Consider the following 12,753-nt stretch of genomic DNA (forward strand, 5'->3'; position numbering starts at 1 on the left):
TTTACTACAGTTCGAGCGACTGCTCTGCCTGCTGTTCCGGGAAGTGTGCCCAGAGGAAGTCGGTGGCCTGATTCAGCTCAGCCAGCATTGGCACAACGTGGTTCAGACCGGTCTTCGGAATGAGCTTCGGGGTTGGATTTTCGTAGTATTCCAGCTCCGTGAATCCGAGGTTCAGCCAGGAATCGCGGAGCTTGTGCACCTGGTTGATGGGGATGATGTCGTCGTTTTGACCGGAGTACAGGAACACCGGCGCATTTGGCACGAAGTTACCGACGCGCTGACGGGCGAGCTCCTTTTGTACTGGTTCATAGCGCTTAATCAGTTCACCGAGGGATTCACCGCTGGTGGTGTACTGATCAGTTGTTTCAAAAGCGTGATGGAACGCGAGGCCTGCTGCGCAGTAGTTGCCTACGTTATCCAGAAGGTTCTTTCCTTTCTCGTTGATTTCTTCTTCCAGCACGCGGCGCAGCTCCGGGTCCTTATCCAGCACGGAGTTAATCGCCAGTGCAATGGCGGCGGTCAGCGAAGTGCCATCAATCTGATCGAGTACATTGGCCAGGTCAGACGGTGGGCCGCCTGCGGAGGTGGCGGTGACATGTAGCTCTGGGGCGTAGACACCAGCGCGTTCAGCCGCAGCGGCGGCCGCGGAACCACCTTGTGAGTAGCCGTAAATGCCGACTGGAGCTGCCTTATCCACACCGAGTTCGTGGGAGGCAGACACTGCATCCAGCAGGGATTGCGCCGAGGCAATGTTGTCCACATAGTCCTGATTGCCCTGGGCGTTGCGGTGGTGATCAATCATCACCACGGTCGCACCGCGCTTTAAGTTGGCGACCAGCGGAATCGTCTCATAAGGGGCGACCACGTCCATTGGGCCGAATTGAATTTCCAGGCCGGTCTGCTCGGAAATTGACGGGTCACATTTCTCGGCACTGCCCTGTGTGCCCGGCGCGATGGCCACTACAGGACGCGGCCCCTTGCCCTTCCACTCCGTTTTTGGAGTCACCACAATTGCAGTGTCCACGCTTGGGTTGCCCAGCGAATCCGTGGAGTTGTAGTGAATACGATGCGCATCGGCATTCCACAGCTTGTCATTGACCATCATTTTGGCTTTTTCGCTCTTGACCAGTGTGCCAGCGTTGCCAGTACGAGTGGGTGTCAGCGGCAGTGAATTGAGCGGGGAGGCTGCAGCGACGCGAGCCTGTTCCGGGGTCAGTTGCCTGGTGCTTCCGTCATCACTGCCCTTATCCCCCTCCGAGCTGGAGCCCTTATCCGACAGGCCCAACATGCCCTTCACATTCGGGTTGGGCAGCTTGCCATAGCCGGGAAGCTCCACCACGCCTCCCAGCTCAGGCAGCTGCGCGGTCGCGGGCGACGCAAGACCGATGGTGACAAGCCCAGCCAAGGTCACCGCAATGCCGGTGCGGGTTGCTGCTCCTGGACGTCGTAAAGCAGACGGAGACGATATATTCGTGCGGCGAAGTGCCATAGAAACTCCTCGGATATAAAACTGGCCGTCTCCTGCAGCGGGCTAGTGCCACAGAAGAGGCAATTATTGATGCCGACCCGGCATTTGAATAGAAGTATAAAAGTTTAAGGGGGAAAGTAGAGAGTTTTGCTTGAAAATTAGAAAGTTTCTTTTTCTGTGATGTGCGTATCCTTAGAACTATGACTGCAACTGATAACGGAGCTCGTACTCGCCAGGACGGTTGCCCTGGTAGTCGAAAGATGCATCTCGCCGCTGACGGTGCCATTGGACGCCTGCGTTTCCCTGGCGGTTTCCTGCCCGCGCCGGGTTTTGAAGTGCTCGCTGACCTGGCAGAAAACTTCGGCGATGGGGATATTCACTTCACCTCCCGCGGCAATGTTCAGATTCGCGGAATTAAGAACTCCGGAGCATTCGCCGACGCTGCTGAGGAGGAAAAGCTAGTTCCCTCCACCAGCCATGACCGCGTGCGCAATATCCTGCAATCCCCCCTGTCCGGACGCGTCGGCGGCAAGGCTGATGTCCGTGAACTGGTCCAAGAGTTCGACAAAGCGCTAATCGCGGAGCCGACGCTGGCCACACTGCCTGGTCGCACACTCATGGCGCTCGACGACGGACGCGGCGACGTGCTCGGCGAGCGCCCGGACTTCGGCGCAGTCGCACACGATGATGACACCTTCGAGCTCATCATCGGCGGCGAGACCTCGGGGCTCATCGTCTCGCGTGACGACGTCGTGGAGGCCCTGGTCGCCACAGCGAAAGTGTGGAACGACAGCCGCGGCACGGCCTGGCGCATCGCCGAGGCAGATGCGGCCGACCGCGTTGCCAAGGAAGTCGAGGAACGCCTCGGTGACAAGGTCCGTCGCCAGGATCCAACCCCTGCTGAGAAATTCGATGCCACCGCTGGGCTGTCCCGCCAGATTGGCTGGATTGACCAGCCGGATGGTCTGGTGAGCCTGGCTGCAGGCCTGCGCTTTGGTGTCCTGCCAGCCCGTCTTGCCCGCGCGATTGCACAGACGCAGGTGCCAGTTCACATCACGCCGTGGTACTCGCTGATTCTTCACGACTTGGAGGAAGAAGTCGCGGAGCAGGTGGTCAAGGTGCTCGCGCCGAATGGCCTAATCTTTGACCGCAAGTCCACCTGGCTGCGCGTGACCGCCTGCACTGGTCGCCCAGGCTGCGTGAAGTCCCTGGCAGATACCCGTGGCGACGCCGCACATGCCATTGCCCAAGACCGCCTGCCGGATGGCCGCGTGCACTTCTCCGGATGTGAACGCCGCTGCGGCAAGCCCAAGGGCGGCTACTTCGATTATCTTGCCACCGGTGATGGCGAGTATGAAGTCACGGCGATTGATTAACTGCAGCTAATCAGCAGTCAGATGGTATAAAGTCGGCCGGTTCGTCAGCGCATGGATTGCGCGTCGAGCCGGCCGACTATTCTTAGAGCCTATGAAGCGCTTTGAGTACAACACCGATGGTGCGGATATCTACCGCAACTCATTTGCCATTATCCGAGCCGAAAGCGATCTTTCCCGCTTTGATGCCGATGAAGAAACCGTCGCCGTCCGCATGATTCATGCCGCTGGTCAGACCGACCTGGCCAAGGATATCGTCTTCTCCCCCGGTGCTGTCTGCGCTGCCCGCCAAGCACTTGAGGCCGGTGCTCCTATTTTCACCGATGTCAACATGATTGCTTCTGGCATTACTCGCAAGCGTCTGCCCGCCGACAATGAGGTCATCTGCCTGCTGCGTGATGAGCGCGTACCGGAGCTGGCCAAGGAGCTCGGCACCACTCGCACCGCTGCTGCAGTGGAATTGTGGAAGCCACGCCTGGAGGGCGCCGTCGTCGCCATCGGCAATGCCCCGACTGCGCTGTTCCACCTGCTCAACCGTATCAATGAGGGATCCTTCCCCATGCCAGCTGCCATTTTGGCCATGCCGGTGGGCTTCGTCGGTGCCGCCGAATCCAAGCAGGCCACCATCGATTCGGGTGCCGAGAATCCAGAGTTGAAGTACATCGCCGTCACCGGTCGCCGTGGCGGTTCCGCCATTACGTGTGCTGCCATCAATGCCATCGCCACCGCAAAGGAGATCCTCTAACTCATGTCCACCTCCTATAGCGCACAGCCCGGTCATCTCTACGGTGTCGGCCTCGGCCCTGGCGATGCCGGACTAATCACCCTCCGCGGCGCCGAGATTATCCGCACCGCCGACGTCATCGCCTATCATGCAGGCACACACGGACGTTCCACTGCACGGTCAATCGCCGCTGAACTCATCGATGCGCGTGACGACGCTGCCGTGGAGGAACAACTTCAGTACCCAGTAACCACCGGGCGTCCAGCCGATTACCGCGATCAGTTGGCTGGATTCTACGCAGAGGCAACCGAACGCCTGCATAACCACCTTGCTGCAGGTCGCAGCGTGGCTGTGCTGTCTCTGGGCGATCCTATGCTCTATAGCTCGTACCAGCACCTGCACCACGCATTGAGTGCCGACTTCCCCACAGACATCATTCCAGGGGTGGCGAGCATTAATGCGGCAGCCGCAGAGCTCGGCCAGCCCCTGGGCGAGGCCACTGAAATTGTCAGTGTCATCCCCGCGACTGCGGACTCTGACCGAATCGCTGCAGCCCTGTCGGCCGCTGATTGCGTAGTCATTATGAAGCTGGGCAAGAACGTGGAGAAGGTGCGCAACGCTCTGCAGGATGCCGGGATGCTGGAACGCGCCTACGTGGTCGAACGCGCCACCATGGATGAGCACATCACCTACTCACTTGCCGATGCCAATCCAGAGAAGGTCCCCTACTTTGCAGTGGCTGTGGTGCCGTCGGAAATTTACGGCACCGAGCGCAGCGTCTCCGGTGCGGCTGCAGTGAAGGCAGCTGGCGCAACGCAGGACGCACCGAGAGCTGACACCGTCTTAGCAACCGATGCGAACAAGCCAACCACTGGCGAGGTTGTCGTCGTTGGTCTCGGCCCCGGCGCCGAGCGTTGGACTACGCCGGAAGTCACCGACGAACTTGCTCGCGCCACCGACTTGGTGGGCTACTCCACCTACATCAACCGCGTGCCTGAGCGTGCCGGGCAGCGCCGCCATCTGTCTGACAACCGCGTGGAGGCAGAGCGCGCCACGATGGCTCTGGATATCGCCAAGCGTGGCGGTCGCGTGGCCGTCGTCAGCTCTGGCGACCCAGGGGTTTTCGCGATGGCGGCGGCCGTGCTGGAAGTCGCCGATGATGACACCTGGCGCGACGTGCCAGTCCGCGTAGTGCCAGGCATGACTGCAGCGCAAGCAGTCGCAAGTCGCGTCGGCGCTCCCCTTGGCCACGACTTTGCGATGCTGAGTCTCTCCGATCGGTTGAAGCCCTGGGATGTCGTCGTCAAGCGTGTGCGTGCTGTAGCGAGCGCGGATATGGCGTTTGCGGTCTACAACCCTGCGTCGAAGTCGCGGAGGTGGCAGATTCGGGAGCTGCGCGCGCTGGCAATGGAATACCGTGACCCGTCGACGCCGGTGATTGTGGCGCGGGCGGTTGGCTCGGAGCAGGAGAATGTCACCGTGACGACGCTGGCGGAGTTCGATCCGGATGTTGTCGATATGCGCACGATGGTGATTATCGGCTCGTCGTCGACGAAGACGTACCGCGCCGGTAACACGACGCGTGTCTATACCGCTCGCCACTACGGTGAGGGCGGTACCAGCGGAACTGGTGAGTTGCTGCGGTAGGCGCCTTACGCCCGGCGGATGACAGCGTTGTACGCCTCATCCACGGTGGTTGCCACAATCGCGATATCCGCGCCGGGCAGCTGTGGGCGCTGCACGATAACAACGGGCTTTTTCAGGTCGCGAGCAGCCTCAATCTTGGCGTAGGTCGCAGCACCGCCGGAGTTCTTCGTCACCACACAGTCGACTGCGTAGTCACGCATGAGCTTGCGCTCGGCGGCAACCTCGTAGGGGCCGCGGCTGAGAATAATCGTCCGATTCTTTGGCAGCGGCGGTGCGGGCTTTTCAACGCAACGGATGAGGTAGCGGCCCTGCGAATCATCCGCAAAGGGAGCCAACTGCTGGCGCCCAATGGTGAGAAATGGGCTGTAGAAGCGATTGGCAACAACCTCGGCAGCCTCCTGCATGGAGGACACCTCAATCCAATTGTCGCCGGGCTGCTTCTCCCACGCCGGTCGGTGCAAAGCCACTAGCGGAATGCCTGTGGCCCGGGCAGCCTCAGCGGCGGACTCGCTAATCTTTTCCGCATACGGATGCGTGGCATCAATGATGACCTCAGTGGCATCTGAAATCAGCCATCGTGTCAGACCGGCAGGGCCGCCAAAACCGCCGATGCGGACGTGGCCAACGGGCAACTTGGGGTTAGCAACGCGGCCAGCCAGCGAGGAGGTGACAAACCAGCCTTCAGCAACCAGGCGCTTTGCCAATGCGCGGGCCTCTGCTGTCCCGCCGAGAATTAGTGCACGCATGGAATAGTCCGTCCGTGTTCATCGCGCGGGCGGTCATCGCTGTAGAGGAAGCTATCCGGGAAGGCCTCCGCGGTAAGAACCTTGCCGACGATAATGACGGCCGTGCGAGTCACGCCTGCGTCCTTGACCTTTTGCGCAATATCCGACAGTGTGCCGCGGAGAATGACTTCCTCCGGCCGCGAGGCGAAAGCCACGACAGCTGCCGGGCCGTGCTCGCCATAATGTGGAGTTAGTTCTTCCACCACTCGGTCGATGTCGTGTGCCGCCAGGTGAATACACAGTGTGGCACCGGTGCGGCCGAAGTTCTCTAAAGTCTCGCCCTCCGGCATCTTGGAGGCGCGTCCAGAGATACGGGTCAGAACCACCGACTGCCCCACGGTCGGTACCGTCAGTTCGTGGCCCAAAGCCGCTGCAGCGGCGGAGAAAGCCGGCACCCCAGGGACGACCTCATAGTCAATGCCAAGTTCGCTGAGGCGACGAACCTGCTCTGCCAGTGCGGACCACACAGACGGATCCCCCGACTGCAAACGAGCGACATCCTTGCCCTCATCGTTGGCCTTCTTGATCGTCGCAATGATGGTATCCAGCGGCATCCGCGCAGTGTTGATAATCTCCGCGCCCTCCGGGCAATTCTCCAACACCTCAGGTGGAACAATCGATCCCGCGTAGAGACAAACAGGACACGAACGGATAAGCCGGTCCGCGCGCAGCGTCAACAAATCCGCCGCTCCCGGGCCTGCGCCAATGAAGTACACAGTCATTGTGGGTTAGAAGTCCTCAACAGTTCAGATGAGATTGGACAGAAATTACATCCATGGTAGCGCAGGCTAGACAGGCTTTACCGCAACCCACTGCACTACTGGGAGTGCCGGCCGCCAGGCAGTAAAGCTGCCGACGGCACCGGATCGCTCCACCGGCAGACGCGTAATGTCACCACCGTACCTGTGACGCGCCTGCCACAACAGCGCCTCAGACTCCAGCGTCACCGTATTGGCGACAATCTTGCCGCCGGGCGTAAGTCGCTCCCAGCAGGTCTCCAACATGCCGTCGGCGGTCAGACCACCGCCGATGAAGATGACATCCGGGCGATTGTCCGATTGCGCCAGCGACTCCGGCGCCTCACCGAGAATCACCGTCGCATTGCCCGATAGCGCCACCACATTGGCCTCAATCCGGCGTGCACGTTCCTTGTCACGTTCAAAAATCTCCGCGACACCACCATGACGCGCCCACTCGATACCAATCGAGCCCGTGCCACCGCCGACATCCCACAGCAAGGCACCGGGACGTGGATCCAGGGCGGTCACCGTCAACTGTCGGATCGGAGATTTTGTCAGCTGGCCATCGGTTTCAAAGTCTTCATCGCGGAGCCAGCCCCGCGCGCTTCCCGACGGTTCCACTGCCAGCACCGTCAAGTCACCAGCGGCAACCGGCGGGTTGTCCACCGTTCCCTCGACTACTGCCTGCGGCAGCCCAGTATCAGCGGTGCCACCGAGATTGGTCAAGGCTGTGAGCTTGGTCTCCGGGCGGTTACGCAACACATAGGCCACATGAGAAACGGATTCCGCGTTGCGGCACAGCACCAAGAATGGACGCGCTTGGTCTGCCACTGGTACCACTCGCGCAGCACCCAGGACACCTGCGGCACCGGTAACCAGAGAGACCACCGGAGTGTCATGCAGCGGCCACCCCAAATAGGCGCAGGCCAACGAAGCCGACGACGGAGCCGGAATCACTTCGACTGCGCCGCGGCCAAGTTCACGAACCAGCGATACTCCAACTCCATGGAACATGGGATCACCACTGGCCAGAATGATGTCCCCTGCCGGATCAATATCGGCGAGAGTGGCCTGCCAGTCCGTCCAGAAGCCAGCTGGCCACGGTCGAAGTTCGGCGCTTAAGGGTACGTCGTAAAGCAATTCGAGTTGGCGTGGCGAGCCGATAATCCGGCGTGCGGACCGTAACGCACCGACTGCGCGGGCGCTGAGCCCGGTAAAACCGTCGCAGCCAATGCCGACGACGCGGAGTTTGGGGCTCATCGAGGCATCTTTCTCCAGATCCAACGAGGTGTCAGGTGCGTGGCGTGGGCGAGCAATGCGAGCCTGCCGGGCACCCAGACATGGGGTTTGCGGCCGTCAAAGGCGGTAACAGCGGCTTCGGCGACCTCAGCCGGGCGCGATGACATCGGCGCCGGTTTCATACCTTCTGTCATGCGGCCGATGACGAAGCCCGGGCGCACGATGGTCAGTTGAATCGGCGTGCGGTGCAGGCGGTCCTGCATACCCTGCAGGAAACCGTCCAGGCCTGCCTTCGCTGAGCCATAGACGTAATTCGCACGGCGCACACGGGCACCCGCGATGGAGGAAAACGCCATGATGCGACCGGCAACGCCATCGCGCACTGGCAAGGTACCGGATGCGATGTCGGACTCCATGCGCGCGACAATCTCGGTAAGAATCGAAGCCTGTGCTGTGAAGTCCGTGTGAATGACTTTGGCGGCAGCCTCGCCGGAAGTCTCGCACTCACGCTGATTGCCCAGGATGCCGAAGGCGACAATGACGGTATCAATGGGACCGTGCTGCCAGGCGTGCTCGACGAATTGGCGGTGTGCGGCAATGTCGTCGGCCTCGAAATAGATGCGGTGTACACCGACGGCACCGCAATCGACCAGCCGCGCGGCTATGGTATCCAGCGCTTCAGTGCGGCGGGCCGCGAGAGTCACTGTATTGTGATTGGCCAGGCGAGCGGCGACTTCCCCACCGATTTCGCTAGTGGCACCCAGTACTAGAACGTGTCCCATGCGTCGTTTTAAGCCTTCCTTGAAGTGTCACCCGGAACTTCAATGAGCTCGTGCGGGCCCTTATTGACGGACTCGCCACCATTTTCGGTGACAATGACGATGTCTTCCAGTCGCATACCGAATTCGCCCGGAAGGTACACGCCCGGTTCAATGGAAAACGCCATCCCCGGCTCCAGCACTAGCTCGTTGCCGGCCATGATGAACGGTTCCTCGTGGGTGGAAAGACCAATGCCGTGGCCCGTGCGGTGAATGAAGTACTCGCCGTAGCCGGCAGCCGTCAGGCTCTTTCGCGCAATGGCATCAATCTCGGAGGCCTTCACGCCCGGGCGAACTGCGGCAAACGCAGCCTCTTGCGCCTTGCGCAGAGCCGCCCACGCCGAAGCCTCCTTTGCGCTGGGCTTACCCACGACATAGGTGCGCGTGCAATCGGAGTGGTAGCCACGCGGCAGAGCGCCTCCGATGTCAACCACCACAACGTCACCATCTTCGATGACGCGGTCGGAGAAATCGTGGTGCGGGTTTGCACCATTTTCAGCCGAGCCGACGATGACGAAGTCCACCTCGACGTGGCCTTCTTCCAAGATGGCGGCATCGATTTCTTCAGCGACCTCACGTTCGGTGCGGCCAGCACGCAGCATGCTCGGTACGCGTGCATGTACGCGGTCGATGGCAGCGCCCGCTTCGCGCAGCTGCTCAATTTCGGCTGCGTCCTTGCGCATGAACAGTTCCTTGAGCAGATTGGCGGCCAGCACAGTCTTGGCGCCGGTAAGCTCCTGCAGCGGAATGAGGTGATCTGCAGTGATGGAGGAACCCACCGCGATGGTGTCGACCTTGCCAATCAAATCGGCCACAATCTGGTGCGGGTTTGCGCCGTCCTCCCACAGTTTGACCTCGGCATCGAGATCGCCGATGGCGCAGGCGGCCAAATCACCGCGCTCCACCGCCGGCAGCACCAGCGTGGTAGAGCCAGTGGCGGTGATGACCAGCGCGGTCAACCGTTCGTGGGAGGAAACATTGGAGCCGATGAGATACTGCAGGTCAGCGCCAGTACCGAACACGGCGGCACCCACACCGCGCGCAGACAGCAGCTCAACGGTGCGGGAGATGCGCTCTGCGTAGGTTGCGGACGCAAAGAGATTGTCAGCGGGGAGATTTCCAGATTGGTTCTCACTCATAGTCCCCGACTCTACCCGTCAACCTAGTTGTTTAGAGCGACTACTCCCCTGCGGATGGCCTGAACCGCCTCAGCTGCCTTGTCGCGGATTTCATCGGTGTAACCGGTCTTCTTAATCTGCTGCAATAAATCGATGACCTGGCGGCACCAACGAACGAAGTCGCCTGGTGTGAGTTCGGCTCCCGATTCCGCCGCGGCCTGCAGGCAGTAACCCAGCGGCGCGCCAGCGGTCCACTGATGCATGGCCGTGGCAAAAGCCATATCGGGCATCTCAGTTACCGGCAGACGCAGACGACGCTCATCAGCCGAGAGCTCCTCCCAAATGCGGTAGGTATGCCCAATGGCTGTGGCCAGCGGTTCAGTTGGTACTTCGTCGCTGCCCTGTGTTGCCTTGCGGTTTTCAAACACCAGCGTGGATACCGCGCCGGCCAGCTCTGCCGGATCTAAGTCATCCCAAATGCCGCGGCGCAGGCAGGTGGCAACCAGCAGGTCGGAACCGTTGTGAATCTGCGCGAGCCGGAAGCCCTCCTCCGTGATGGCAGGCTCGCCATCCTCCGGCCAGTCCACATAGTCCATCTGAGTGAGCAACTGCAGCATGCGGTCAAACGTGCGCGCCAAGGTATCGGAGGCGGCGTCGACGCGCTTCTGCAATGCCGCAACCTCGGCCTCTGCCTGGCGGAGCGTGTCAGCATGTCGCGCCATGTCCTCCACCGCGGGATCGCCGTGGAGCGGATGTGTCCGCAGCTCCTGGCGCAGCTTCTTTACCGCAGGCGAGTTGCCGCCGCTGCGACGGCGCAGGCGCTTCGGAGTCTTAAATCCCTTGCGGCCAATCTCAGAGCGCACGATTCCCAGCGCGCGTCGCGGATGCCGATCCGCATCACGCGGCAGCTTAATTGAGCCCACCGGCTGTGGCGCTGCCGGGAAAACATGCGGTTCCACGCGCCCCACATAGCCACCCACACTGATGATTCCCGGGCGCGGATTATTCTTCGAGTGATCCTCGCGGTAAACCACCGCGAGTTGCACCTTCTTGCCCTTTGGAAACGGAATCACCTCACCTCGGCGCAGCCTGCGCAGGGACGTCACCGTCTCCGTGTGGCGATCTTCAATATTGCGACGCTTGGCGTTCTTCTCCTCCTGGGACAACTTTGCGCGCAGATCTAAGTATTCGAGCATCTGGGTCAGGCGCTCGTCGTCACGCGAATCCGTGCCTTGCGACGACTCCGTCGCCGCCCCCTCTGCGTCCGCGTCGGCTCCCCTGCCGAGAATCTCCGCACGCAGAGCCGCGGCGCGTTGCTTGGCCTTGGTCAGTTCGGCGGCCACCCCGACAATGTCGCCATCGGCTTGGAACTGGGCAAACGAGCGCTCCATCACCCTCTTCGAGCCCTCGTAGCCGAGCGTCTGCAGGAGGTTGACGCTCATGTTGTAGCTCGGCGCGAAGGTGGAAATCAGCGGGTAGGTGCGGGTGGAGGCAAGGCCTGCGACGGCCTTCGGATCCATCGCCGGTGCCCACTGCACCACGGCATTGCCGACCACATCAATGCCGCGGCGGCCAGCGCGACCGGTCATCTGCGTGTACTGCCCGGCAGTGAGATCGACGTGTGCCTCGCCGTTGAACTTCACCAGCTTTTCCAGCACCACGGTGCGGGCGGGCATGTTGATGCCCAGCGCGAGCGTCTCGGTGGCGAAGACTACCTTGACCAGGCCCTCGTTGAAGAGCTCTTCAACGATGTGGCGGAATGCTGGCAGCATGCCCGCGTGGTGAGCGGCAAAACCGCGGATGAGAATGCGGCGCCAGCGCAGGAAACCGAGGACCTGCAGGTCATCCTGTGGGATGTGGGCAACGCCGTCGTCGATGATTTTGGCGATGCGTGTCTGCTCGTCCTTATCCGTCAGCTCGATGCGTGACGCACCGACCTGTGCGAGTGCACCCTCACAGCCTGCGCGGGAGAAAATGAAGAAGATTGCCGGCAGCATGTTGAGCGAGCCGAGCATTTTAACGACGTCGGCACGCTTGGGCGGACGGAACTTGCGCTGACCCTTGTCTCCCCAGCTGTAGGAGCGACCGCCGCCCTTGTGCTTCTTGTACTGGTAGCGCTCCTTGGCTCCGGCATCCCCATAGCCGAACTCGGCACGGCGGCAGGCCTCCAGTAAATCGCGATTGACCTTGTCAGATTTCGCTTCAAATAGTGGGTACAGACGGTGGCCGACCAGCATGTGCTGGTGCAACGGAACCGGGCGTAGGTCCGTGACAATGACATCAGTGTGACCGCGCACGGTTGACAGCCAGCGGCCGAACTCCTCGGAGTTGGACACGGTCGCTGATAGACCGATGACCGCCACTGACGGGTCGAGGTTCAAGATGACCTCTTCCCACACCGCGCCGCGCTCACGGTCGGCGAGATAGTGAATCTCATCCATCACCACGTGCGTGAGCTTCTTCAGCGTCGGCGAGCCCGCATAGATCATGTTGCGTAAGACCTCGGTGGTCATCACAACGATGTCGGCGTCGCCGTTAATAGAGGTATCACCGGTGAGTAGACCAACGCGGTCCTCGCCGTAGTCCTCGACTAAGTCGTGATACTTCTGGTTGCTCAGCGCCTTAATCGGTGTGGTGTAGAAACACTTACCACCGCCGTCGAGGGCTGCATAGATGGCGAATTCGCCGACGATGGTTTTGCCAGCTCCGGTGGGCGCGCAGACGACAACGCCCCGCCCTGCCTCAATGGATTGGCAGGCGCGGAGCTGAAAGTCGTCGAGATCGAAATCCTGTTGGCTAACGAATTCGCCGAGAAGAGTCATGCCTCTAGAGTGTCATAAA

Annotated in this window: 10 protein-coding genes; 3 read left to right on the forward strand and 7 right to left on the reverse strand. The window is 61.0% G+C overall.

Annotated elements, in window-relative coordinates:
- Positions 1-4: 4 nt before the first annotated feature.
- Positions 5-1,489, reverse strand: a complete 1,485-nt coding sequence (locus Q4E11_RS00355; protein WP_303162681.1) for a lipase family protein — start codon at positions 1,487-1,489, stop codon at positions 5-7.
- Between the two features lie 179 nt (positions 1,490-1,668).
- On the opposite strand from Q4E11_RS00355, the gene cobG reads away from it, so the two are divergent.
- From cobG to cobJ, 3 genes are all read left to right on the forward strand, one after another.
- Positions 1,669-2,844, forward strand: a complete 1,176-nt coding sequence (gene cobG / locus Q4E11_RS00360) for a precorrin-3B synthase (protein WP_303162682.1) — start codon at positions 1,669-1,671, stop codon at positions 2,842-2,844.
- A 91-nt stretch (positions 2,845-2,935) separates the two neighbouring features.
- Positions 2,936-3,586: a precorrin-8X methylmutase gene (locus Q4E11_RS00365; RefSeq protein ID WP_303162684.1), complete on the forward strand. Its 651-nt coding sequence runs from the start codon at positions 2,936-2,938 to the stop codon at positions 3,584-3,586.
- A gap of 3 nt (positions 3,587-3,589) precedes the next feature.
- Positions 3,590-5,212, forward strand: a complete 1,623-nt coding sequence (gene cobJ, locus Q4E11_RS00370; RefSeq protein ID WP_303162685.1) for a precorrin-3B C(17)-methyltransferase — start codon at positions 3,590-3,592, stop codon at positions 5,210-5,212.
- A gap of 5 nt (positions 5,213-5,217) precedes the next feature.
- Here the strand turns inward: cobJ and Q4E11_RS00375 are convergent, their stop codons facing one another.
- From Q4E11_RS00375 to Q4E11_RS00400, 6 genes are all read right to left on the reverse strand, one after another.
- Positions 5,218-5,958: a cobalt-precorrin-6A reductase gene (locus tag Q4E11_RS00375; RefSeq protein WP_303162686.1), complete on the reverse strand. Its 741-nt coding sequence runs from the start codon at positions 5,956-5,958 to the stop codon at positions 5,218-5,220.
- Positions 5,946-6,719: a precorrin-4 C(11)-methyltransferase gene (cobM, locus tag Q4E11_RS00380; RefSeq protein ID WP_303162687.1), complete on the reverse strand. Its 774-nt coding sequence runs from the start codon at positions 6,717-6,719 to the stop codon at positions 5,946-5,948. The genes Q4E11_RS00375 and cobM overlap by 13 nt, the downstream gene beginning before the upstream one ends.
- A 66-nt stretch (positions 6,720-6,785) precedes the next feature.
- The gene (gene cbiT, locus Q4E11_RS00385) at positions 6,786-7,997 is read right to left on the reverse strand and encodes a precorrin-6Y C5,15-methyltransferase (decarboxylating) subunit CbiT (RefSeq protein WP_303162688.1); all 1,212 of its coding nucleotides are present in this window, start codon (positions 7,995-7,997) and stop codon (positions 6,786-6,788) included.
- Positions 7,994-8,758 carry an SDR family NAD(P)-dependent oxidoreductase gene (locus tag Q4E11_RS00390; RefSeq protein WP_303162689.1) on the reverse strand — a complete coding sequence of 255 codons (765 nt, stop codon included), beginning with the start codon at positions 8,756-8,758 and terminating at the stop codon, positions 7,994-7,996. The genes cbiT and Q4E11_RS00390 overlap by 4 nt, the downstream gene beginning before the upstream one ends.
- 8 nt (positions 8,759-8,766) lie before the next feature.
- Entirely contained in the window at positions 8,767-9,933 is a 1,167-nt protein-coding gene (locus tag Q4E11_RS00395; RefSeq protein WP_303162690.1) for a Xaa-Pro peptidase family protein, read from the reverse strand.
- Positions 9,934-9,956: 23 nt separating this feature from the next.
- A complete protein-coding gene (locus tag Q4E11_RS00400) occupies positions 9,957-12,734 on the reverse strand; it encodes an RNA helicase (protein ID WP_303162692.1) in 2,778 nt (925 codons plus the stop codon).
- Positions 12,735-12,753 lie beyond the last annotated feature (19 nt).

It is taken from the genome of Corynebacterium sp. (genome assembly GCF_030532195.1).
Lineage (GTDB): Bacteria > Actinomycetota > Actinomycetes > Mycobacteriales > Mycobacteriaceae > Corynebacterium.